16 protein-coding genes are annotated in these 26,033 nt (G+C 42.5%); 10 read left to right on the top strand and 6 right to left on the bottom strand.

What is annotated here, in order from left to right; genetic code table 11:
* Positions 1-89 precede the first annotated feature (89 nt).
* The 8 genes from ACFFGT_RS02280 (at position 90) to ACFFGT_RS02245 (ending at position 11,816) form a co-directional block, all read left to right on the top strand.
* A complete protein-coding gene (locus ACFFGT_RS02280) occupies positions 90-1,202 on the top strand; it encodes an FAD binding domain-containing protein (RefSeq protein WP_377020876.1) in 1,113 nt (370 codons plus the stop codon).
* Between the two features lie 591 nt (positions 1,203-1,793).
* Positions 1,794-3,773, top strand: coding sequence for a DUF5010 domain-containing protein (locus tag ACFFGT_RS02275; RefSeq protein WP_377020875.1), 1,980 nt, complete (start codon positions 1,794-1,796; stop codon positions 3,771-3,773).
* A gap of 485 nt (positions 3,774-4,258) precedes the next feature.
* A complete protein-coding gene (locus tag ACFFGT_RS02270; RefSeq protein ID WP_377020874.1) occupies positions 4,259-6,673 on the top strand; it encodes a UvrD-helicase domain-containing protein in 2,415 nt (804 codons plus the stop codon).
* A 259-nt stretch (positions 6,674-6,932) separates the two neighbouring features.
* Positions 6,933-7,433, top strand: coding sequence for a hypothetical protein (locus tag ACFFGT_RS02265; protein ID WP_377020873.1), 501 nt, complete (start codon positions 6,933-6,935; stop codon positions 7,431-7,433).
* A gap of 676 nt (positions 7,434-8,109) precedes the next feature.
* Complete coding sequence (locus tag ACFFGT_RS02260) at positions 8,110-8,928, top strand: helix-turn-helix domain-containing protein (RefSeq protein ID WP_377020872.1); 819 nt, start codon at positions 8,110-8,112, stop codon at positions 8,926-8,928.
* Between the two features lie 3 nt (positions 8,929-8,931).
* Positions 8,932-9,378: a nuclear transport factor 2 family protein gene (locus ACFFGT_RS02255; protein ID WP_377020871.1), complete on the top strand. Its 447-nt coding sequence runs from the start codon at positions 8,932-8,934 to the stop codon at positions 9,376-9,378.
* A gap of 226 nt (positions 9,379-9,604) precedes the next feature.
* Positions 9,605-10,033, top strand: a complete 429-nt coding sequence (locus tag ACFFGT_RS02250) for a lipocalin-like domain-containing protein (protein ID WP_377020870.1) — start codon at positions 9,605-9,607, stop codon at positions 10,031-10,033.
* A gap of 412 nt (positions 10,034-10,445) precedes the next feature.
* The gene (locus tag ACFFGT_RS02245) at positions 10,446-11,816 is read left to right on the top strand and encodes an ATP-binding protein (RefSeq protein WP_377020869.1); all 1,371 of its coding nucleotides are present in this window, start codon (positions 10,446-10,448) and stop codon (positions 11,814-11,816) included.
* A gap of 344 nt (positions 11,817-12,160) precedes the next feature.
* Here the strand turns inward: ACFFGT_RS02245 and ACFFGT_RS02240 are convergent, their stop codons facing one another.
* Positions 12,161-13,393 carry an AlbA family DNA-binding domain-containing protein gene (locus ACFFGT_RS02240; RefSeq protein ID WP_377021146.1) on the bottom strand — a complete coding sequence of 411 codons (1,233 nt, stop codon included), beginning with the start codon at positions 13,391-13,393 and terminating at the stop codon, positions 12,161-12,163.
* A gap of 30 nt (positions 13,394-13,423) precedes the next feature.
* Between ACFFGT_RS02240 and ACFFGT_RS02235 the strand changes: the two genes are divergently transcribed.
* A complete protein-coding gene (locus ACFFGT_RS02235; RefSeq protein WP_377020868.1) occupies positions 13,424-16,063 on the top strand; it encodes a CHAT domain-containing protein in 2,640 nt (879 codons plus the stop codon).
* A gap of 83 nt (positions 16,064-16,146) precedes the next feature.
* Here ACFFGT_RS02235 and ACFFGT_RS02230 read toward each other — a convergent pair whose 3' ends face one another.
* Genes ACFFGT_RS02230 through ACFFGT_RS02210 form a run of 5 tightly spaced genes read right to left on the bottom strand, consistent with a single transcriptional unit; the run spans position 16,147 to position 21,512 of the window.
* A complete protein-coding gene (locus tag ACFFGT_RS02230; RefSeq protein ID WP_377020867.1) occupies positions 16,147-17,346 on the bottom strand; it encodes a Shedu immune nuclease family protein in 1,200 nt (399 codons plus the stop codon).
* Positions 17,343-17,972: an SEC-C domain-containing protein gene (locus ACFFGT_RS02225; RefSeq protein ID WP_377020866.1), complete on the bottom strand. Its 630-nt coding sequence runs from the start codon at positions 17,970-17,972 to the stop codon at positions 17,343-17,345. Before ACFFGT_RS02225 ends, ACFFGT_RS02230 begins: the two co-directional genes overlap by 4 nt.
* A gap of 8 nt (positions 17,973-17,980) precedes the next feature.
* Positions 17,981-19,102, bottom strand: coding sequence for a UvrD-helicase domain-containing protein (locus ACFFGT_RS02220; RefSeq protein WP_377020865.1), 1,122 nt, complete (start codon positions 19,100-19,102; stop codon positions 17,981-17,983).
* A complete protein-coding gene (locus ACFFGT_RS02215) occupies positions 19,102-20,742 on the bottom strand; it encodes an AAA family ATPase (RefSeq protein ID WP_377020864.1) in 1,641 nt (546 codons plus the stop codon). The genes ACFFGT_RS02220 and ACFFGT_RS02215 overlap by 1 nt, the downstream gene beginning before the upstream one ends.
* Positions 20,743-20,789: 47 nt before the next feature.
* Positions 20,790-21,512, bottom strand: coding sequence for a hypothetical protein (locus tag ACFFGT_RS02210; protein ID WP_377020863.1), 723 nt, complete (start codon positions 21,510-21,512; stop codon positions 20,790-20,792).
* A gap of 1,284 nt (positions 21,513-22,796) precedes the next feature.
* Between ACFFGT_RS02210 and ACFFGT_RS02205 the strand changes: the two genes are divergently transcribed.
* On the top strand, positions 22,797-26,003 hold the full coding sequence (locus ACFFGT_RS02205) for a SusC/RagA family TonB-linked outer membrane protein (RefSeq protein ID WP_377020862.1): 3,207 nt from the start codon (positions 22,797-22,799) through the stop codon (positions 26,001-26,003).
* Positions 26,004-26,033: the final 30 nt, after the last annotated feature.

Raw genomic sequence — 26,033 nt, 5'->3', positions numbered from 1 at the left:
GGTTTTTATATAAGATGTTGTTTATCAGTGGTTTTTGATTGGTTCGAATATTGGCATCACAGGTCAGTTTTAAGTACGAATAGCATGATATGAAAACAATAATCATTGGAGGTTCTATAGGGGGCCTTATCACAGGGATTGCGCTTAAAAAAGCTGGTTATGATGTTGATATTTATGAACGCTCCGCATCTGAAATGCAGGGAAGAGGGGCAGGCCTGGTTGTGCAACCCGGCCTGATGGACTATATGATCAGTAATGATATCAGCAACCGTCAGCAGTTTGGCGTTCCAGCGACACAGAGACAAATATTGAACGGGCATGGGCATGTGACCCTTCGTTATGAAAACGACACTTCTTTTACCTCCTGGAATTATTTATGGAGGCAACTCAAAAACTATTTCCCGGCGGAAAACTATCACTATAACCACAAGCTGGAATCGTTGAATCAAAATGATAAGACTGTACACGGTGTTTTTTCCGATGGAAAAGAGGTTGCCGCTGACTTGCTTATCGGAGCTGATGGTTATAGTTCTGTGGTGCGGGAGCATATTTCCCCGGGAATAGCACCTTTGTACAGTGGTTATGTCGCTTACCGGGGCCTGATACCGGAATCAGATCTGAACGAAGAAGAAATTGAATTTTTCTCCAATAAATTCACCTTGTACCCGTATACAAATTCCCATCTGTTGGCTTACCTGGTACCCGGAAACCATGGCGAGTTGGAAAAGGGCGGCCGGCAGCTAAACTGGGTTTGGTACCTTAACAAAACAAAATCGGAACTCGATCGCCTGATGACCGATAAAAATGGATTAATCAGGCAATTCAGTATACCTGCTACCTTTTTAAGTACGGAAAGTGTCACAGAGTTGCACGAAAGGGCGCAAAAAGAGCTGCCCGATATTTTAAGGGACAGGGTTTTGCAAACCACAAATCCATTTGTGCAGACAATCGTTGATATGGAGGTGCCGAAAATGTACGAGGGAAGGGTTGTTATTTTGGGAGATGCCGCGTCAGTAGTAAGGCCGCACACGGCCTCCGGTACAGCAAAGGCATACGAAAACGGTGTTGCACTTTCCGCCGCTTTATCCCGGCATAAGCAGGTAGAGGAAGCTTTGTTGGAATGGAACAATGATGAATTAAGATATGCCGCTGATCTTATCGCATACGGAAGAAGATTAGCCAAAGGAAGCGGTTTAGGATAAATCCTTGTTATCGGGGCCAGTTACCAATAATGTAAGACCAGCTCAAAAAAATGTATATTATGCAACGTAGTACGAAGCCGGCCAAAGAACGATCCCTGCGTCAGATTTCCTCCTGAAGCATGGCAAGGGTAAGATAACTCCGGATTGATCCATAGAGGAGTGGAATTATTTTCTTTTTTCTGCCGGTTAAATGAAGACATTAACCGTTGCTGCGAAAATCCTTAAAATGCCGCAGTGTATAGCTCCTGTCAGCTGCTTGATACCACCTCATCCTATTCTTTGAAGATGTTTTTTTTACAAGAAGTGCATCTTTTTCAGCGCGTTATTTATCTGTTAGTATACTGTTAATCCCCTGCCTGTTAATTTGTAGTTAATTATAAACCAGGTCGTTTTCCGGCCATATAGACTTTGATCATACTATAGGCTAAGCCGTTAATGAGCTGGATTTCGAAAACCATCCCAAATTCCGTCTGATGAAATATTTTTTATTAATGTGTAGTGAAGGGGTGCATGGACATGTTTATCGGCCTCCATAGTTAACCCCGTAATCAACATTTAAATCAGTTATATAATCACCAATTAAATCAAATTATGAAAAAAAGACATTTATTTTTATTTCTTCAGCTTGGGTTATTGTTCTTTTTGACAAGCTGTTTAAAAAAGATGGAGCCGATGAACGGCTTAAATAACCCTGAGAATGTACCCGCGAATATGCCGGGGCAAAGATTTACGAAGCTTTCCGCGGCTTTACCCGGTCAATATGTTGGGGTGACCATGGGTTTCAATGGCGGTTCAAGGGACGGCGGCCACAATCCCAGCGAAGCGGGTAATGTCACTTACAATATGTCGCTGTTTAAATCGTCGGGAGTAGACGACGACTGGTGGGACAACATAGCGGAGGAACTGGCTTACAGCGGGGTGGATTTTGTAGCCCCCGATTGTCGCGGATATACTCCAAACGATCCGCGCGATGCCGGTGATCCGAGAAGGCTTACCAGCCTGGTGGCCGCGATGGACCGCAGGGGATTGAGCAATTCGTTTAAAATCGCTCTTTTTGATGATGTTCCGGCTTCATGGACCGCATCCCGGAATTTAGATAAAGGCCTGGGTTATGGTTATGTGCCTCCGTTTGACTGCGCCGACACCGCCAATTATAAATACATATGGGACTACGATCTTAAAGCAGCGTATACTGCTGTTCCTGATTCAAAAAGATTTAAGATAGAAGGCAGGCCCGTCATTATTTTCTGGTCAGTGAATGATCCTTTCTGTACAAACAGGGGCAATGGAAACTTAAAAAAGATCCTTCAGTTCATCAGGGCTAAATGCCAGTCCACCTTTGGATTTAATCCTTACATTCTTGTAGATTCATCATGGATAAATAACGACAGCCAATGCAATGATCCGGCGGTTATTGATGGTTTACAACCCTGGTTTGGAACAACCAGCATCGGCGAAACAATTGTTTTCAATAATAAAAAAATCGGGATGACCGTGCCCGGCTTTAAAATTGGCAATGATTTTATCGACCCTAACCATGGTGCAACCTTTAGTAACAGCCTGGCTGCTACCGTAAACCAGGGCTCACTTTTAACGCTGGTTGAAGGCTTTACCGATTGGGAAGAAAACGCAACCGTATGGCGGAGCAAGGATGCAACTTACTATGACTATCCTAACCAGCGTATCAATATTCTCAGGAGTTTTACAAGTAAGGCTTATGTCGATAATTTAAAAGTGGAGGCCGAGGCCTGCGATACCTATAATGACCTGTCAAGCGGCAACAGTGGCAATACATTCCGGGATGGCAATCTGGATATTGTAAAAACGAATGATACGTATGGTGGCTGGCACGTTACATCTACGCAGGCCGGTGAGTGGATGGAGTGGAAAGAGTTACCGTTGCAGGCCAGTACAAAATTTCAGTTACGGTATGGTTCTTCCGCTTCCTCATCCATCTCCTTTTCTGTAGATGGCACCGCGATAAGCACGGTTTCCCTTCCTTCGACAGCCGGTGCATGGGCAACCATTGATGCCGGAACATATGCCGGTGCAGCTAACGGTCCTCATACTGTAAGACTTACCATCATATCAGGAACGCCAAATATCAATTTCTTTAATGTTTTGAATACTGCCTCGGGACCAATCTCTAATGGTACCTACAAGATTATCAACCGTAACAGCGGTATGGCACTTGACGCACAAGGGCAGTTAACCGCGAACGGAACGCCGCTTCAGCAATGGGGCTATAGCGGGGGTAACAACCAGCGCTGGACCATCACGGACCTCGGTGGAGGCCAATATAAGATCATTGGTGTGCAGAGTGGCAGATCACTTGACGTAAACGGACAATCGCTGGCCGATGGCGCAAAAATTCAGCTTTACGATTATAATGGCGGAACAAATCAGCAGTGGGTAATAACAGCAACGTCGGGAGGTTACTATAGTATCAAAGCAGTGCAGAGTGGCAAAATGATGGAGATTGGGGGAAACTCAACAACCGCTGGGGCCCTTGTTCAGCAATGGGGTAATAATAACGGAAATAATCAACAGTGGGCGATTCAGGCACCATAATTGAATTTAATTAAATAAGCAGGAGCCGGTAGGATGAAATGCCGGCTCCAGTTTTTCGATAAGTCAAATTAACAAAGCAGTAGTTACAATTTGCGACCACCGTCCGATTAATTATTACTGTTTATAGTATGTTCAGGTACTTTTCCAATGGGATTTTAAAGGTCCGATTTAACCCGCCACCAATAGCTTCAAATAAAAAAAGAGTTTGAGATTTTTTCCCCTGGGCAAAATTTCAATTTCGTCACCATTATATTCATAATTGATTTGTGCGGCCGCCCTGAATTCCAGCAACCCTAATCAACGAAACTTGTTCACTTGATATTTTGCAATTTTATACAGAACTTTCAATTCCTTGACCTGCAACAATTATGTCCAACCGAAAGGCCCCTTTTGATATTATTCGTTTTATTTTACTATTGATCTCCATCATTGGCATCTGGTATTTGATCAGGGATTGGCGCAGAAAAAGAGCTTTTAAGCAAAGTTTGCCAGGTATTATTGATCAGGTCACGGAAGCCAATATTATTTTTACCAGGTTAACCGGTTTTGAACGGTATTTCGCAAATTCGGATGAACAAGCATTCTTAAATAGTTACTGCGTAACGCGTGAAGCCATCGTTCCGGATTATGTAAGTATGGGCTTAGTGGACGGGATAGCGGAAGCATTACGTTCATTCTGTAATAACTTTGATTTGTGTGCTATTGAACGAAAGGATTACAACAACGAATTTGTTAAGCGCCAACAGGTGAAATATGCCGACTTTTTTGCCGGGTTGGAAGCTTACCCCTTATCTCCCGATCAAACCGAAGCCATCATTCGGGACGAGGACAATAATTTGGTACTTGCGGGTGCCGGCACGGGAAAGACGACGACTATTTCAGGAAAAGTAGCCTATTTACTGGAGAAGGGAATTGCTACACCCGATGAATTATTAATTATTTCTTTTACGAATAATGCTGCTCTGGAAATGCGGGATCGGTGCAGGAAGTTTTGTCAGAATATGCCTGGAGCAGAGAACTTAGAAGTGCGCACATTTAACAGCTTTGGCTTTCTGGTTTGTCGCAGTTGTTCTGATCAGGAAATACGTCTGGCCTTTGATGATAGTGATAAAGCGAAAATCTATTTGCAGGAAAAATTCGATGAGTTGTTTATCAGCGACCCTTCGTTTCAGCGAAAAGCAGTCAATTACCTTGCTTTCTTCAACCGGCCGCCCAAGGATGAATCGGAATTTGAGACCAGGAATGATTATCTTACCTATGAACAGGGCTTTAAAAATATTACGCTTGACGGAATTAAAGTTAAAAGTCAGCAGGAAATGGAGATCGCCAATTTCTTCTGCCTCTTTAATATCAGGTATGAATATGAGCGGCATTACCCGCTTGAAGTCGAGGATAGAAATCCCATGTTTGGCGTTTACCAGCCCGACTTTTATTTAACAGATTATCAGATCTGGCATGAACATTACGGGATCACCCGTAACGGCGATGTGGCAAAAAGTTTAACTACCAGGCCGCCATACAAGACTGCACGGGAATACTATCATGCCGGAATGGCCTGGAAAGAGCATATCCATGAAAAGTACAAAACCCGCCTTGTTAAATCATATTCGTTTGAGGCGTCAGAGGGGAACCTGATCCGCAACTTAAAAGAAAGATTGCTTGCCGAAGGGGTTGAAATGCATGAGCGTAGCCCCGAAGAAATACTGGAACAAATTAAGAAATCGGCCGATTACGAAGACTTTATTAATCTCATTTATGTCTTTCTTGGCTTAATGAAATCATGTGGCAAATTGCCGGAGGAGTTGCATCCTGATAAGGGTGATAAACGCTTCCGGGTATTTCTGGATGTGATCGGTCCTCTTTTCAAGGCATATGGTCAACATTTGAAAGGCATTCCAGCCGTGGACTTCAACGATATGATTAACCAAGCCGCTCAGCATTTTAGAAACGGCGAGTTCAATAAGCCTTATAAATACATCCTGGTAGACGAATTTCAGGATATGTCGCTCGGCCGTTATGAGTTAATAAAGGCTATCCGGGCTCAGAATCCGGGCGTTAAGCTTTACGTGGTGGGTGATGACTGGCAGTCCATCTTCCGTTTTACCGGAAGTGACCTGTCAATTATCACACAATTTGAAAAACACTTCGGAGTGACCAGCAAAACGGCTATTTTAAAGACTTATCGTTTTAATGATCAAATACTTAACATGAGCAGCGCTTTTGTTCAAAAGAACCCTGCCCAAATCGCAAAGCAGTTGATAGCTCAACAGCCGGCTCCCGAGGGTTATGTGAGTTTTGAATTTATTAAAGTCGCATCAGGTGGTGGACGGGAACAATATCTCAGGTTCAGAACGCAGCATTTATCAGAAATATTAGGAAAGATCAATGCGGAAAAGCCTGATGCCTCCGTTTTCATGATAGGCCGGTATAAACTCAATGCCCCAAGAGACATGCGCTATTTACATAATCAATATCCCGGGCTTGATATCAAATTTTTTACGGCTCATGGCGTGAAAGGCATGACTTGTGATTATGCGATTCTATTGGATCTTGACTCTGGTATTCTTGGCTTTCCTTCAGAAATGGCCGATGATCCTATGCTTAACTATTTGCTTCAGGAAGGAGATGATTATGAAAATGCGGAAGAACGGCGGGTATTTTATGTCGCAATAACCAGGGCACGGTATAAAAATTATCTGATCTATAATGAAAATCAACCCAGCAAATTTATTACGGAATTGCAAATGACGGAGAATTCAACGGAGCAAGCGGGGATCAAATGTCCCGAATGTACCGGGCCAATGATAAAACGAATAGGGCCGCATAGCGAATTTTATGGTTGTCTTCACTATCCGAGATGCACCGGAAAAGTGGCTTTAACCAATGTTATTATTACTTAAAATCGGGAATTTATGAAATACGGATGCCAATAATGTATCCTTTTATCCATTATTGGTATCCTTTTAAACTTATCTAATCATTATTTTACAAAAAAAGCTGAGCTTAGTTTTGAAAATATTGCATGAATTTTTAATAAAAATACTTGCATAATCTTTGATTTATCACCAATTCTGTAAAAAATAAGAAAATGTCTACGCTGGAACATCTTAAAGCACATTTGCAGGAAGGGCAGGTTTATCGAAGGGACGAACTTACGCAGTGGTCGAAATCAGTAGGCAGGCATCTACATGCTTTACTAAAAGAGGGCGTATTACAGAAATTATCGCAAGGTGTTTATTATTATCCCAAAAACTCCAGCTTTGGAAAAATACCCCGGAGGAAGAAGTTTTGGTACGTTCATTCTTAAAAGATGATCGTTTCCTGCTGACGTCTCCCAATCTGTATAATGCATTAGGTGTGGGTACTACCCAATTGTATAACCAACGTACTGTTTATAACCATAAACGACACGGGAAGTTCGAACTAGGTAATCGTACATTTGATTTTCAGGTTAAGCATCATTTTCCTGAAAAGCTGACGCCGGAGTTTTTGCTTGTTGATCTGGCGGGTAATCTAAACAGATTAGCTGAAGATCAGCAACAGGTACTAACCAATGTTTTATCAAAAGCCCGGATCATGGATAAAAATAAGCTGCAACAGACCCTTGATCTGTACGGAAATGGAAAGGCAAAGCGGTTGTTAACCCAAGTGTTATTATAACAATGTATGTTGGCTTTATTCCAAAGACGAATGTATATCTACAATATCCTTTAAAGAGTAAGAGTCACCATTTTGTGTCACAGAATTAGGTAAACGATTTTAGATCATTTTGATGCGGAGAATAATTGCGCTAAACTCCGCAGATGTGCGGAGTTTAATTTGGTGGAGACCCTAGATAATATGATAAATTGATTTTGGAGTGATATAGCGGTATAAGACACGCCAAAAAACAGGAGATCGTTATTTATGACCATGGTAACCACCGATGGAGTAAACGAATGTAAAAAGCTATCCCGGACTAATACAACTGAAAATTACAATGGATGTACTTTCCAGACCTTGATCGGATTACATTAAAAACGATAGCAGGTTACCCCCCAAAAAAGCATAGATACCTGTGATTTTATAAATCGGCTCAAATAAACAGTCGATTTGAGCCGATTAGCTATGTTAATCGACTCAAGATAGCTTGATAGAAGATCATATCTTTTTCATAACCAGTTATAGTGACTTCCCGGGCAAATGCCAACGCACCGCGTTCGCATTTGTAAATAGGGTGGGCCTAACAGGGGGAGGATTTATTTAAAGGACATTTATAATTTTATCTTAGAGTTTGTTTAGAATTCTGGACTCTACAGCAAATAGAAGCAGGGTATAATGAATTAGATTTGTAATCATGAAGCCTGTGATACAGCTATTCGGAGAATCCTTTCTTTATTCGTGTTCGTTTGCTCAGACACATGCGTATGAGCAATTTGTTCCGGAGCATGTGCTGGCGTACCAAATTTCAGGGCAAACCCAAATTTATCATCAACAGCAGGAAATGATATTGGAAGAAGGACAGATTTTGCTTGCCCGAAAGAACCAGTTTGCCAAAAGTATCAAAATCCCCGCGGGAGAAAAAGCCTATCAATGTGTTTCTGTTTTACTGACCAAATATCAGTTACAGCAATTTGCATTGGATAATGTTATTTCCTGCGAAGAGCGGTATCAAGGTCGCAAAAATATTTTGCTTGGACCGGATACGATGCTGAAGGATTATTTCCTTTCCATACTATCTTATATTGAACCGGGGAAAAGTGTAAGCCGGAAGCTGGCATCTGTTAAGGTAGATGAAGCCATTTTATTGCTGCTGGCAATACGGCCGGATCTGAAATCCTTTCTTTTTGATTTCAGCGATCCGTATAAGCAGGACCTGGAAGAATTTATGCTGAAGAATTTTCATCATAATGCGCCGATCAAACATTTCGCAAAGCTCAGCGGGAGAAGCCTGACCGGTTTTAAGCGTGATTTTGCGGAGATTTTCAATACCTCTCCCGGTATCTGGCTTAAAAACAAAAGGCTCTCCGAGGCCTACTATCTTATCAAGAAAAAGAGCCGGAACCCCCGGGATATATACCTGGACCTGGGTTTTGAGAACTTATCGCACTTTTATACTTCTTTCAAACGAAAATACGGGCATACCCCGGCTGAAATTAAACTTCAAAACAAATAAACCATGAGCGTTGAACAAAGACTACAGGAACTGGAAGACCGGATAGCTATCCGGGAGCTGATCGATCAGTATACTTATACTGCAGATACCCGTGACGCCGAAGGGCAAATGGCAATTTTTACCGGGGATGCAAATTTCGAGGTATATATGGATGAAAAGGAGCCAACGCCTACCCAGGTTGTGACTGGTCGGAAAAACCTTCGCCCTGTTTTCGACGATCTGAACCAATACCTTTCAACTATGCATTTTAATGGGCAAAGCACGTTGAAGCTTAACGGCGATAAGGCAACCGGGGTTATCTATTGCCGTGCTTACCACCTGAAAATCCTGGATGGCGCGCAAAAGCTGATGATCGCCGGGATCCGATACCATGACACTATGGTTAGGCAGGATGGCGTATGGCTGTTTTCGGAGCGGAAATTAAAAGTGTGCTGGATCGAAAACAGGTAAAAGTGCAATGGGATGGCCAATACCGGACCGGCTGATCAAAAAGAGGAGAGAAAGCAATAAGGTTAAAAAACAAAAAGACATGGAAAAATCAAATCTGTTTATAATTAAAAAGGCAAACAGGAACATCTTTCTATTCGCACTTGCCGGCTTGGCATTATTAATTTCATTTGCGGCTACAACAACAAATTCTCCGAATCGCATGAAAAAATCCAATCAGATTATATATATGAAAAAGAACAACGTTGCAGGAACCTGGAATTTGGTTTCCGGTTACCTTGATAATCACGGAACCCATATAAATATCCTTGGTCCGCACCCGGCCGGGATGTTGATTTTCACTGAAGATTTACACTTTATCGTCATCGTCCATAACCCCGATATACCAAAGTTTGCTTCAGGAGACCGTGCAAACGCTACGCCGGAAGAATACGAAACTGCGGTAACTAATAGCCTTGGCGTATATGGCACTTATACCGTAGACGAAAATGGCGATTTTGGTGAGGAACATGTTTTAGGCTCTACGTTCCAGAACATGAACGGCCACACCAGGGGTAAGAATGAAATTGATGTAAAAGTTGATGGTAACAGGTTGATGGAAATTCAAAAAATAGGGGACGGAATTGCGGTTCATCTGGATTGGAAACGGGCGGAATAGTACGTAATTATGAAGAAGTTGCCTATAACGGCACAAAGTTGTAACGTGAAAATAGTGTCGTCATGGCTCCCACGATTAAGGACGTGCCGTTAGGGGCATTCTTCCTGTTTTGATGGCGGAATATTGCGGACGTCGTAAAGAACTTAATTATAACGTGGTGCTGCTCCTGTGTTTGACACGCTGAGTTGTCCCCGCATGCCCGGGATTTTTCCGGTTAACAAGTCGAGGGATAGAAACCGGCAACCGAAGCTACACGGGAACATCTTAAAGCACATTTGCAGGAAGGGCAGGTTTATCGAAGGGGCTAATTATGCAGTGGTAGAGATCGTTACCCTAATTATGTGCCAGGAATAATTAATTTTTACCCTAATTCTGTGCCATGATATTAAAATATTTACCCTAATTTTGTGACATGTTCAAACGAAGCATCGTAGTAGAATTAGAAAAGTGGTTATCTAAAAATGGCCGTAAGCCTTTGGTAATTAGAGGTGCAAGGCAAGTTGGAAAGACAACAATGATTAATCAATTTGCTGAACGATTTGAACAGTACATTTATTTAAATCTTGAATTAGCTAATGACAGGTTGCCCTTTGAGCAGTTTAATAGCATAGAGGTATTAGTACAAAGTCTGTTTTTCATAAAAAACAAATCGCTGTCAAAAAAAGGAAGCACCCTTATTTTTATTGATGAAATACAAGAGGTGCCGGAGGCACTGAATATTTTACGTTATTTCTATGAGTCGGAGCCTGAAATAGCCATAATTGCGGCTGGTAGTATGCTCGAAACCTTATTTAATAAAAACATAAGTTTTCCCGTTGGCCGGGTAGAATACAAAGTACTGCGACCGGCCTCATTTCCTGAATTTTTGGACGCCATTGGTGAGCGAGCTGCGTTAGACTATTTAGAAACTACGCCAGCCCCGCAATTTACACATACTAAATTATTACAGCTTTTTCACACTTATGCATTGATCGGCGGTATGCCCGAAATAGTGAATAATTATAGCATAAGTAAGGATTTGACTGCATTGCAAACTGTTTATGAATCTCTCATCGTAGCTTATATAGATGATGTAGAGAAGTATGCAGCAACAAGTTCGCAGGTACAATATATTCGGCATGCTATACGGGCATCGTTTTCACAAGCTGGAAAACGTATAAAATTTGAAGGTTTCGGTAACTCGTCTTACCGTTCCCGGGATATGAGCGAAGCATTGCGCACTTTGGAGAATGCGTTGCTTATACAGTTGCTTTACCCATCTACGGATACAAAACTCCCATTGCTACCCGATCATAAAAAATCACCACGGTTACAAATTCTGGATACCGGGATGCTCAATTACTTTGCAGGTATTCAAAAAGAGATCTTGGGAACCATTGATTTAAATAAAGTATATCAGGGTACCATGATCGAGCACCTGGTAGGACAAGAGCTGCTGGCATCGCAATACAACGCTTTAAGCAGTCTTAACTTTTGGGTAAGGGAAAAAGCGACTTCTTCCGCCGAGGTGGATTTTATTTGGCCGTTTGAAGGTAAACTCATTCCAATTGAAGTAAAATCCGGGGCAGAGGGAAAACTTAAATCCCTGCATTTATACATGGACTTAGTTTCCCATCAAATGGCTATACGGTTTTATGCCGGGGAAATATTGATTACAGAACCTGTAACCCCTGAAGGAAAAAAATATCATTTGCTTAATTTACCCTACTATCTGGCTTCTCAGACAGAACGCTATTTACAGTGGTTTCAAAATAAAATTGAGAATAGTAAAATGCTCTATTAATAGGTGTATTGGAATAACATTATTACTTTGAATAAAAGAAACAAGAGAGGGGTAGAAATACGGCTTATAGTTTGATAACTTAAAGACATTGTGGATATAGTTGTTTATTTGTTACTTAAATCCCCCAAAGCATTTTGATAATCAGCCGATAAAGATTTTTTGGATGCAAAAATATATTTTACAGTACCTATGTTTTAATTATAGTCGCCTGGCTAAATTAGTGTAGAAGACGGAATTATCGATGTGGCATCGTGAAAAAAAGCAACCTGCTCAGGCATTTAGAGAGCGGTATCTGGAAACAAGGATTGGATCTTGGCATCGGATGTAACAGTATTCAGCTGAGGTTAACGGTGAGCCCTTAATTCGTGTTCAAATTTCCAATGGCCGCTATCCGTAAAATTATGCGCATTAGGATAGCCCCAGGCACGCCATAAACGCTTGAACCAAACAAAAAGATCCGGTATGTCGAAATCAAAAGGCTTTAATTGTAGTTCATCGAAGGTCAGCCGTGCGGGGGGTGTTTGCGGGGCCAGTAAATGGCCCGCTTGGGTGGCATAGAAGCTTTGGCCTGACAATCCATCTATTGTTAGATATGCGCGGATATTTGTGTCGTTGGTTTCCTCACGATAGAACTTCATATAATCCAAAATTGCGCTCATGATATAACGCTCCAGAAGATTCGCATCTAGCTGGTGGGGTGCGATGATGATTGAGTTGACTGTTTCGATTGAGCCATCAAAATAAACCTGTAAGAAAGCGGCATCTACAGTATTGCCCGGTCTCCTGGCGCTTAACAGCAAGCCCTCAAGATTGTAAGCGTGAGAAGTGTCAACATTACCTAAAGGCCGCAGCCTCCGAGCCCCGGCCGCAATTCCGGTAATGTCATGTGTTCTTGCATATAGCAGGCTGGTTTCCGGGTATAGTTGCAGAATAATCCTTGGGCCAATAAATAGACGTTCGGGAGTATTTAGTAAGTTATGGAGACTGGTCTGCTGTCTTTGACGTATCGTCTGCAGTAGCAGCCCTTGGGCGGAAACCGCCTTACGTACTTCAGCATTGCTCAACTGATATTTACCAGCCGGACCCCTTGCATAAAATTTCCCTGATTGCTTAAAGGCGATGCTGTGCGGCCCATCCAATGAGGGCTGTATTTGTAAGATCAAAATGATTTGGTTGGGTTGAACCGTTAATACCCTCATTTTAATACCCCGCATGGATATTTCCGGGTCGAGTCCGTCGCGAATAACGGCAGCGGCTTGCAGAATCAACGCATCTGCATCGGTGCAGGTAAAACCATTTGCGTGAACAGGCAATCCCTTAGCTTCTGAAATGCCAAAAATCATTAGGCCGCCATCAGTATTGGAAAAAGACGAGACATCAGCTAAAAATTCCTTTTTATTCCCATCGCCTTGTAAGGACAATGTGGCTTTGTAATCTAATGAAGAGTCTTCAGGGACTTGGCTCTTGATCAGATCAAGAATATCAGTAAAGGTGACAAAATTCAGGTCTTTAAAACGCATACCCGAAGATACAAATTCAATTTTGTATCCAAAAAGGCCGAAAGTTAAGGCGATCACCAAGTGATTGCTATATTTAGTCGATCAAATATGGATAACGAAGAATTTTTGCAACGATTAGCGCGTGCGGTCGCTGCCGGACCGGAGGCATTTGAAACATTTCTGAAGGAATGGGTAACACCAGGGCTGCACTGGCGGCTGTTCGATGCCATGATCGGCTATTTGGAGGATCTGCCGGAGACCGAGCCTGAATTGGCTTTAGTGCTGAGCCAGATCTTCTTGGATTTCTTCCCCGAAGACGAGTATGCTGATCCTTCCCATCGAGGCATGGCTTGGTATTTCCGTATCATGGCCTTATTTCAAAAGCCGGAGCCTGAACTTTTTCTAAAGAGCCTCGGACAAGCATTGGATTATTGTGAATCGGTCCGTGAGATTCACGGGGGATTTTTGATCTGCCGCAATGCCAAGATCATGATACGGCCCGGCCTGGCGGGCGAAGATACGCTGCTTTTGTTGTATCAACGAATTGCTGCTTTTTTTAATACGATGGGTGAGGCCGGTGAAGCGTTCGATTTTCTTCTGAGCGCGGCTTCAATCTTTTCCCGCCAGGGGGCGTACCAACCCGCTGAACGGCTGTTATTCGAGGCCAATAAGCTGGCCAGGGAAGAGGGGAACCAGGATAACATGCGTGAGGTCGACGCGGCATTCGGAAAAATGGCTGTTGACCGCCAGGATCATGAATGGGCCGAAAGTATCTTTGAGGAACTGATCGAAAACCGTAGGCTAGCCGATCTTCCCGTTCCCGATCAGGATCTGTTCAATCTTGCCGTGGTCAAGATGCGGCTAAAAAAAACTGACGCTGCTTATCAGCTTTTCACGGATATTGCCTCAAGGACCTCAGGAAAGACGATCCTTAATTTTTCCGCGCCCTTACACCAGGCAATCTGTCTGAAGGACATGGGGGATTGGGCCGGTGCGGAGTCTGTCTTTAGGGCCCTTCAGGCTGAAGCTGACGAGATCGCTAGCTATGAGCAGAAAGATAGGGATGTCGAGTTCAACGAGCTGCTGATAGAGTACGAGCTGATCTATTCCCTTGTCACCGCCGTCAATGCTAAACCGGCCACCTCGATATTTTGGTTCAACAGGGCTGTTTTCCGTATCGAAGACGCTATGCAGTTCACCGTTCGTCCGCATTACCGGAAAAGGATCCGGAGCCAGTATAATGGCCGACTTCTGCACGTCATGCTATTAATCAGGCGATGGGCAAAGCCAGCAGATCTGCTACCCGCTCTCGTCGCCTTGAAAAAGACCTCACAAAGCGATTGGTTAGCTATTTTGGCTTGGGCGGAATATGTTGAAGGTTTGCCGCAGATACCGCGTGCGGAGCAGCTCAAGCTCAAACGGATCGTAACTAAGCTCCATGAGCATAGCGGAATGATCCTTGGGGCTGAAAAAGAGCAGAGCGACGATCCGTTTTTGACGGAGGTGAGCATTGCGACGTTGTCGGCCCCTAATGATGATGTCAGCGACTTGCCTTTTCAAGATTTTGCCCTGTTGGCTGGCGAACTTATTCAACATTATGGTTTGCGGCCAGTGTTTGATTTCAGCAGTTTGCCGGTACTCACAGAACTCCTTGCTGACCGGCTGGAACAAAAATATGTGCTGGTATTCGTTATTAAAGCAAACGATAGTTATATCAACTTTATCTTAAATGAACGGTCGGTCCACTGCGCGTTTTTTGAAACCACTCATTTCAAGGCTTATCGGGAGGCACTGCTGGACTACCGAGGCAAAAAGATTCCCTGGACCACGTTTGAAAAGCAGTTGGCTGCGGTCGTTGAATTCATAGATGATCAGCTGAATGCGATTTGGGATGACTTGCCAATGGCCGACCAAAAAGGAATGAATATCTTTTCCGGGGTAGAGGATGCCTATTTTCCGCTACCGGAAGCATGTCTGGCTAATGAGCTCATGCTTCTGCGCTTGGGAAAAGGCGATTTCACGCTCGTGCAGTGTCCAATCATGTTTCCACAACAGCACGTTAGGAGGGAGCTGGAACGGATGCAGATCCTTATCAATAAAAAGGGAGCTCTGGGATTGTTTGAGCCGGAGGCAACTGTAGTTGCCGGCTATTTCCCGCGGCCCGCAATATTGACGGTAACCAGCGATAAGGATATTCAACAGCAGCTGGGTAAGATCAACGGAGCGGATCTGGTACATATCATTACACATGGTGCGCCAATATCCAGGTTTGCTGATCCAGCCGATGCAGGTCTGGCCGGGGAAATTTTCAACATCGATACCTTGAAGGCCTTACACAGCGCTAAAAGCCAGCTGTATTTTATCAGCGCCTGCAATGCCGCGGATACCGCAAATCCACTCTCAGGGGCAACCGTTGCCACTAACGAGATCATTGGTTATACTACCGTACTCATGCAGAACCGAATAGCTCAGGTGATCGGCGCAAAATGGCCGCTGCTGGATCAGATAGGGTTTATGTTTGCGAACATTTTTTACAAAATTTTAGGAGAAATAGGTGATATTCAAAAGGCTTACGGTCAAACCGTTCACTTATTAGCCACGGAAAAGTCAGCGTTTTTCCTACCCTTTGCCGAACAATTAGTTTCCGGCGTAGTCAAGAATAAATTAATAGCCGAAATTCAGAATGCGGAAAAACCTTTTGATTTGGTATTTTACTATGCCACGCTTAACCTGTATGCACTGGTTTAGTGCGCCAAATAAGCAGTCAATCTTATTAATTTAGCCACTCTTAGATTATTTTGCAAAAGTATGTTGCAAAATTTTGCACATGGCTATTTTTTTTGGATCTGCTCGATGATCTTTTTGAGCCGATATATCAAACTATCATAGGTAATGATATCCATTACGTTTTTATATTTCCTTTTTACGACCTCAAAGTCCAGGCGCTGTTCCGTATTGAGATTATTTTCCCGGCCCATAATGATGATACCATTAGGATTGGTGATCCTGATCTCTATGTCATCAGGTAACAGGTCCCGATATTTTTCAAGTAGGTACTTTTCGCCGTCCGCAGACCAACGGTTCAGGAAGTAGATGTATTTTTCCAACTGCATGATCGTTCCAGACAGTTCCCTTAGCGGGATATAATTATTTCGGTGTTTACCTGATGTGATGATGCTGTTATCGAATGGTTTCTTAATCTCGATAATATCAACATGGCCATTGGTATCGATCAAAAGAAAATCAAGAATTCGGTCACTGATCGTCTTGTCACTGATCGGCACGTTGGAGAGGACGGCGATGTATTTGGGGTAGAGCAATTGGATGATCTCCAGGATCTCTACTTGCCATTGTTTCTCGCTGTAATCTTTTTCGTCAGATAGCATGCCTTCAACTTTTTCCAGCAGAGTTTGATACTTGACCAGCTCAGTTTCCTTAAATGTTTTCTGAAGATTCGCACCCTGCCGGCTGATCTTTTTATTCATGTAACGCTGATATTGCATCTCACTGTCTTTGGTTTTATCCAGGTAATTTTTGAGTATCGCACTCATTCTGGCTTCAGCATACAACTTTTTCTCATGAGCTGTAGGAAAACCTTCGATCATTTTTTCAAACTCAGAGATCGGTATTGCTGTTGGAACGTCACCGCCTATGTAAATAGGCTCTTCAACCAGTCTTTCCAGCAATCTAAAAATAGATGTGGTCACGTCAGCAACGAAATAACTAATGTCCAGGTCAATATTGGCTTCGAATAAAATGCGGACCGTCCGACTGATGATCCCCGGAATGACCTCAAAATATCCGTCACTTAAGTTGGCAAAACGAAACTTATAAATTTCCGGGTCGAAGATCTCATCCTCTTCTTCATCGTCCTGAGATTGCGTAATGAAATTTTGTTCTTCCAAAAGGAACGTTTTCTTCAAGCGGATATACCCAGATTTTTTCAGCTCTCTAGAGACCCAGTCTGACTCCCCGTATTCAACAGTATAATTCAGACTGATAAAATCATCGTGCCGGGTAAATGTGATCATAATTTAATAGAATTAAGATAAGAGGTAAGGCCTTTACCATGGCAATGTTTATACTTCAGGTTGGAAGAACAAAAGCAGGGTGAATTACGTACACCGCCCTTTGCCAGCAGGGCATCTACAGCTATCATCATCCCATTAATGTAGTTCAAGATATCCTGTTCATTTTTGGTCAGTCGAATAAATTTCTGTGAGGCTTTTTCCCCGCCGCTAAAAATAAAAAATTTGGTTTCTGCAAGTGAGATGAAGTCGTCAACCAGCTGGTTGACGGTCGTGTTTAACCTGATATTATCCAATTGTACACCCTGATAAGGGCGAGTCGGAGCTTCAATAAACATTATGTGCTCAAACGGTAAATTCTTTGGCGTAATATCCACCAGTTGGCCCTCAGGAGATCGCCATACCGCATGATATTCCGCTTCGAGCATATAATCATGCTGCCAGATCGACCACCCGACAACCCGCTCACCACCGTGGGCAATTACCTTCGCGCTTACGTTATCAAAGCATTCGTTTTTTGGATAATTTTCTGAAAGATCCAGGTTCACAAAAACTAGGGTATCGTCGCAGCCAATGAGTTTACAAAGCTCAGCAAGTTGGTTGCTTTCTATTGCCGGTACGGTTATCATGATATTTCTTAAACAATTTTATACTTGGTAAATCCCTGACATTGGTCCGCATTAGTGTAATTATACACTATGCAGCAACTATAGCGGGCACGCGTAACTGCCACATAAAACTTGGACTTACTTGTAGGAGCAAGCTCGCATTTATTATTTTTTAACCAATCTATGATGGGTTTGGTAGGATAGATCAAAACCCTGTCAAAGGAAAGACCTTTTGCTTCTCCGAAATTCATCACATCGAAGGCATCATTTACGGCTTTAGTCTTTTTATCTCTAAGTTGCATAACCTGATACTTATTAAGGTAATGATCTACTTCAGACTCCCTGATAAAGAACAGTCCGTCGTGACCGGTTAACTGATCATTTCCTGCTGTGGTGCCTGCAAAGTCGGGGAATAGCTTGTTGGACAGGTCACAGATCGCCTTATTACAACGGTGGTTGATCTGTAGAGATTGGTCATCAGTTTCAAGCCCGAGGGTGTGATCCTCGAAAAAGTGTGTGATCTCGGACCTTTTATATTGTTTATTCTTTGCGGCGTTATTGGTGGAATAGGTGCCCTGACGGGGATCGCCCACCAGTAACACCTCGGGACTGGACTGAAACAATAATTTTAAGAAGTTCAAATCATATCCTGCCAAGTCCTGTACTTCATCAATGAAAATATGCGTGTATATCCGTGATAAACGGTCGATCACCGCACCTGAGGATCGCTCATTACAACGCATGACAAGCTTGGACAGTTTATCAGAATAGATCTTCATTCCCTTATTAAAATAATGATTCTCGAATTCTTTATCCTCACTGAAATAAACGACCTGACCCGTTTTGGAAGTGAATTTTATGCCGGACTGCCCACTGGATAAAATAAGGCCTTTAATTTTCTTATCGAAAACACAGCCCTGGAACGGGCGGACCCCATGTTGCAGGAGAAAAGTGAACCAGGTTTGAATAACAATATGGCCTGGAATACACTGATTTAATGCGATGATCTTATTACGGATCTCCAATTCGTTGGCCTGTGTGTAGGTTGTAATCAGCACTTTATTACCGCTGAGCCTGAGTGCTTCTTCTACCAAATGTGTTGTTTTACCGGAGCCCGCAGCCGCGATGATCAATTTATTGGAACCCGCCATTACTTTATTGCTTCTAAAATGTAACTGGGGAACTGGATAGGTATTTGCGCATCAAATAAGGCAAGCGCGCATTCCGTTTTATTACTGCGCATGTACCGGTGCATATCATTAACATCCTTGTAGGTGGTTTTAAATAATGTGTTGAATAGTTTAAGGCTATTTACAGCGAGCATTTTTGGCTCAAGGGTGTTATAATTGAAAGCTTTGTCGCCGATCTTCAAGTCTCCCTTATCAATCTTTTCGTCATAACAGATCTTGATGTTTTCTTTGACGTTAACACCGCTATAGTCCTCATATTTTTTTAAAAGTGCTTTCGGGTCGCCGTCGTTATCTGTAACTACCGTTACCGGCTTATTAATCATCGCCGCTATTTCCATGAATCTCAGAAATGAGGTACCTACCGAGATCACATCGATGCCTTTTTCTATCGGCAATACGCCGTTTTGCATAATAAAAGCCTTTTGAACAATCAGTTCGTCCGAGTCGCCTTCTACCAGGATAGCCTTTTTACATAAGATCAGCCTCAGCGTATCATAACCCGAAAGTTTTTGAAAGAAGTTTTGTGTTTCCGGATCGAGGTCGTTTAACCTGACGGTTTTCTGGTTATGCAATAAGATTAGGTTTTCCAGCCCAAGTTTATTGGCTACGAAACTGCTGTGCGTGGAAATTAATACCTGTTTGGCGGCTTGCTCAGTTTGGATGTCCTTTATGAGTTGGTTAAGTTTGGAATGTGAAAGGTGGTTCTCCGGTTCCTCCAGCAAAATAATGTTAGCCTGTTTAGCCTTCTTATGCCCCAGCGCCAGCTTGGTTTTGATGATACATTGCTCGCCCTTACCAATGTAATGAAACGGAATATTATCCAAATAGGTCATCAAGCTATTCTCCCAAGCATTCTTGGAAGATAGTTCAACAGATAACTCGATCTGTTTTTCCGTTATCTTCGCCGCTTTTTTGATCTTTTCATTAATGGTCTGGATAGCAGATTGCGCCATGAAATATTCTTTCATCTGGCGATGAGACTGGGAAATCTTTACGATCTCTTCTTCATCAAGGAATTCTTTAATAATCCTGGAAATGTAAATATCAGACCCGTTCTGATGGCGGTTGCTGGCCGAATCGATCAATGCGGATTTGATCGGAATTGACCGTGGCGTGATCCCTTCATCCCTCGCAAATGATGTCCACTGTATCTGGTAATATTCTATGGGAAGTGTTTTTATACCTCCGTTTTTGACCAGCTTCTCATACTCTTCCTGATATTTGTCATCAAAAAGAATCTTTAATCCAAACCCGGGTTGTTTAATCCTTTCTTTATTGCCATCGCCTTCAAACTCTGCAAGTCCGTCTCCAGCCATAATTATCTCGATCAGGATCTGTGGCGGGACCGCTTTAATACCTTTGGTTTCCAGCTCGGTGATATAGGTACTGACCACATCGCTGTTAAAAATATACTGTGTGAGTTCATTTTTAAGGTACCGCCCATGAAGCATACCTGTCAGGGCCAGGTGGATCGCTTCTAGAATCGTGGACTTTCCGGCCTCATTATCCCCCACAAGAATATTAACGCCTTCATTTAGCTTTAACTTGAACAGGCCGTTAAAACATTTAAAGTTCTCGATGATGACATTCTTAATATACATAGTGACAGGTTTTCGTATTAAAAATACAATTAATTCCAGGCTTAACGTTATTTGTCTTCCCACCAGATGAATCTCTTGGAATTGGCCGGGTATTGAAATAAATGGTCCATTTTTCTTGCGAAGTACAGCCGTAGTCTGTTGTTCTTCGGCTCCTTAAGTTCAAGACAATACTGGGTTAAATAATCCTGAAGCCTGAAATGTAAGATGGTCCTGTATATCTTTAAGTGATCGCCTTCCTTTTCGATAAAGACAGCTTTTCTTGGATCGACCTTACTTATTGGATCTGCATTGATGATCCAATTGCCTTTGGTTCTGGCTTCGTGCATCAAAGCGCAGCGGACATCACTGTAAAAAGATGATGCACTAAATGGAGGTACTCTGGCCTTGCCGTCTTTTTCATTTGGATCCTCCGCCCAGAAGTGTTCTTTAAAAATGGCTTCACTTTCAAGGAAATCTGTAAAGATGCGTTTGCTCTCAAAATACAGATACTTTTTTTTTACCGCAGCAACTCTATTATTAGTAAAAATTTGTCCCGTTCGAAGCGTTGCAAAAGCCTCGATCAGAGAACACTGTACGGTCAGTATGGTAAAGCCTTCCCCTTTCAGCCAATCCAATTCAATAAGCTGTTGGATAGGATCAAAATACTTAACCTTAAAACGGTCAGAAAATAATTTGATTGCAGATTCCCATTCCGGGTTATAGGCGAGGTCTTTGTTAAGGTTGATTCGCAAATGGTTCCATTGCGAACATTCGGTCTTTTCTTTTTCCATTAATAATTGTGAGTTAAAAGGCTGAGATTAGCGAATTATCAAAGATAAAATATTGGCTTTACATATTCCAGAATTGTAAGGCTCAAGGAATTAATGAGTTTTTAATCCAAATCATCAAATTCATAGTTGATAAGATAGCATTAATGTTTCAATGCTATGTACCAGTTGTCGTTAAAATCTGGGTTTGGGCTTATTCCTTCAAAAAAAGATGCTCGAATGACACTGTAGGAATGTGCGATTTGTATTTTTGCATTATTGGTAGCGATTGCTGCTCTAATAACCATAGTTTACTATGTGTTGTGCATTTTCCGAGCATTAAGGAAAATGTGCCGAAAGGCGAAGAGAAGGAAGAAAAGGTAGGTTTCGGCCGACCTCTGAAGTTATGTTTCAGTAAAACCAGATACACCAAACTGCTTACATAGAAAGTTTTAGAGGGATGTTCTGCAATACGGGCATCCTATTTTTATTTTGTTAAGGCTGCGTTCTATGGAAGACTGAAGTCCAAGAATCAATTAGATGCTTTTCAGTTTCTGTCTGATATTGAAAAATATTGATTAACTTCGCAAAGTTTTCCACATCCTGGTAACAAGATAGCGTCAAAAATGACCTAAATTTAGGTCAAGAAGTTTGTTGCTATTTTGGTGCTAAAAATCTATAACTTCCTGATAACCATAGCCTAAGTACTTTCTGTATCGGGAAGTAATCTCATTAAATAACCTAATCTTTTGACAAGTTACGATAATTAACAATCTCATTGTTAGTGATTTATTCTTGTTTTGGTTGCCCGGATCCCTGGACAATTGGCCTTGTTTTTTCTGTTCTGTTACCCAGGTGTTACCCAAAATGATTTTTTCAGGGTAGTAAAAAAATGGGGAATTAAGTCACTTATGACGCTTTTGCTACTTATCTACACTAAATGCCCCCTAAATGCGGGGAATTATAGAAATTACAATCGGTGATAAATCAAAAAAACATCCGTAATTAAGTCTCCCTGCTAATCAGACTTCTCACGCGGTCTTGTCAATCGATTGTATTTCGGACAGGCAGCTCCCCTAAAAAACTTTGTTACAGATGGCTATAACCCTGTTTATGATCGCAGGTGCTTGAAACGTGGAAAAATGTGTGCAATGGGATAATAATTTTATATAGTTGGTTAATTGTACGACAATCCGGGCTTTTTAAAGACAATATATTTGGCGAAACAGTATTTGTATAAATGCTTGCTTTACAGCGATCTATAATCATTGCTGTGAGATTTTAAACCAATTAAAACCAAATATGCCCATGATGAGAAATTTTTACTCAAGAATTTTGTTTGTCTTTTTTTTACTGGTTTTTTCCGGCGCATTGTACGCGCAGGAAAATATTCAGGTAAAGGGAATCGTATCCGATACGCTTTCGCACCCGATACAGGGTGCTACAGTGGCCGTATCGGGAAGCGCAAAGATAGGTGCAATAACAGACAAGGACGGTAATTATACGATCAACGTCAAATCAAATGCTACGTTAATATTTTCATCGGTTGGCTTTATTAAAGTTACGGTCGATGTTAACGGTCAAAAAGTCCTGAATGTCCACTTGAAGGAGTTTGTGACACAAAGTGAAGAAATTGTAGTTACTGCATTTGGACGAAAACAGCTAAAAGAAGCAGTTGTAGGCTCCGTTACTACAATTAACCCTAAGGAATTAAAAATTCCGGCCAGTAACCTGACAACTGCACTCGCCGGACGGGTGGCGGGGCTAATTTCCTTCCAGGGTAACGGACAGCCCGGCCAGGATAATGCTCAATTCTTCATCCGCGGTGTTACAACGTTTGGATATAAGCAGGATCCCCTGATCCTTATCGACAACGTTGAATTAACGTCAAGTGATCTCGCACGCCTTCAGGTAGATGATATCGAGAACTTCAGTATTCTTAAAGATGCGTCTGCTACAGCACTATACGGTGCCAGGGGTGCTAACGGGGTGATTCTGGTAACGACCAAAAAAGGGAAGCTCGGGAAAGCCACACTTAATTTCAGATTGGAGAACTCGATATCAGCGCCGACAAAAACGCTGGAGATTGCCGATCCGATAACCTATATGAAGCTTTATGATGAAGCCCAGACAACCCGGAACCCTTTAGCCGTTCCGAGATACGATCAGAATAAAATTTACAACACTGAAGCAGCGCTGAGGGGCGACCCCGGATCTAATCCGTATGTATACCCGGCTGTAAACTGGCTCGATAAACTATTTAATAAAAACGCCACCACGCAACGCGCCAATCTAAGTGTGAGCGGGGGAGGTGCAGTGGCAACCTATTATGTATCAGGATCGGTAAACGTTGATAACGGCATATTGAAAACTGAAAACAGGAACCCTACTGAGAAAAACAATGTTAAGCTTCAGAATTACCAGCTAAGGTCGAACGTAGAAATTAATCTTACAAAAACTACGAAGGTTTCTGTGATGCTTTGGGGCAACTTTACGGATTACGGAGGACCAATTTCCGGCTCCGGACTGGCAACAGATCTGTATTATAAAGCACTGCATACTAATCCGGTTCTTTTTCCGGCATCATTTCCGGCTGTGGGCGATTACGCAGGTGCCACACATATCCTGTTCGGCAATTACCCGGGAGGCTCGGCTAACAGCGTAAATTATGTTAATCCATATGCCGACTTGTTAAAGGGGTTTCAAACCTACTCTGAATCCAGGATGTCTGCACAGGCGGAGCTGAACCAAAACTTCAGCTGGATTACCCCCGGTTTAAGCTTTCAGGGCTTGTTTAGCACCAACAGGTATGCCTACTTTGATTATACAAGGCAGTATAATCCGTTTTACTATACTGCGCCCACGAATCTGTATGATCCGCAGACGGGAGCCTACAGCTTGTTGTGGATCAATCAGCAGACAGGCGATGACCGGGCTACCGAATATTTAAATTATTCCCCTGGTCAGTCAAATATTACAACTTTTGTATTATTAAGGGGGATCCTCAATTATAACAGAACTTTCGGAAAGCATACTATAAGCAGCGCATTAGCTTTGGTGCGGCAGCAAACCTTAAATCCTAATGCTCAAAACCCTGTTACCCATCAACCGGATTTACAGTACACCCTACCTTACCGAAACCTGAATTATACGGGCAGGGTAAGTTATTCCTATATGAATAAGTACTTCGTTGAAGCCAATGCTGCTTACAACGGTTCAGAGCGCTTTTCGGAAAATAACCGCTTTGGGCTTTTCCCAACAATCGGTGCCTCCTGGGTAGTATCTAATGAGGGATTTTGGAAAGGTGGTTTTACCGATATAATCAGCAGGCTTAAATTCCGGGGTAGTTACGGACTTGTGGGTAACGATAACATAGGATCACAGCGCTTCTTTTATTTGTCAAATGTTAACCTGAATGGTGGTAATTCGGCCTGGTTCGGATATAATAATACAAATTACAGGGGTGGCGCATCTGTAATCAGTTATCCAAATCCTGATGTTACCTGGGAAAGATCAAAACAAACCAACCTGGCTGTAGAAGCAACGTTATTTAACGATCTGAATATAACTGCCGAAATCTATAAGCAGCACAGATATGATATCTTGATGCCCCGGACATCAATCCCAACTTCTGTCGGACTTGAAAATCAGGGGAGCTCGCCTATTGCAGCAAATATAGGAGTTGCAGAGTCAAAAGGCCTTGATTTGAATTTGAACTATAAAAGGACATTTAATAATTTCTGGCTGTCTGCTTTAGGAAACCTTACTATAACGAGCAGTAAATATATTTCGTTCGAGGAACCTCAATATAAGGAGCCATGGCGATATAAAACGGGACAGCCCATTAATCAATTTTACGGGTTTATTGCAGAAAGACTTTTTGTAGATGACAAAGAAGCGGCAGCTTCTCCTACGCAATTATTCGAATCTTACGGTGTTGCACCCAAAGGCGGCGATATTAAATACAGGGACGTTAACGGAGATGGAATCATTTCGGAAAGGGATATGGTTCCGATCGGGTTACCTACCACCCCGGCAATAACCTATGGCTTCGGCGTTTCTGCCGGATATAAGAATTTTGATCTTAGCTTGTTCTTCAACGGTAACGCCAGGGTGTCATTCTTTATTAACCCGCTTGAAACAAGCCCCTTTGTAGGAGAGACACAATTGCTGAAAGGTTATGCCGACAGCCACTGGTCTGAGCAAAATCAGGATCTGTACGCTTTATATCCAAGGCTGGGAACTGATTGGGGAACGCTTTCCAATAATACAAGAGCGAGTACATGGTGGCTTCGCGACGGGAGCTTTATACGGCTTAAATCCGTGGAGTTCGGATATAGCCTGCCTAAGGATCTCGTGAAACGATTGAAGATGTCTAACATGAGGATCTATTTCAGCGGACTGAATTTGTTAACCTTCAGTTCCTTCAGGCTATGGGACCCCGAATTGGGAAGCAATGGTTTTAATTATCCTATCCAGAAAGTATTCAATATCGGCCTTAACGTCAATTTTTAAGTTTGACCACCGGAATCTGTTCAATAGTTA

Origin of the sequence: Mucilaginibacter angelicae, from assembly GCF_042434235.1 — a bacterium.
GTDB classification, from domain to species: domain Bacteria; phylum Bacteroidota; class Bacteroidia; order Sphingobacteriales; family Sphingobacteriaceae; genus Mucilaginibacter; species Mucilaginibacter angelicae.
Note: the sequence above shows the minus strand (reverse complement) of the source record. Positions and strands in the feature narration are given on the sequence as shown.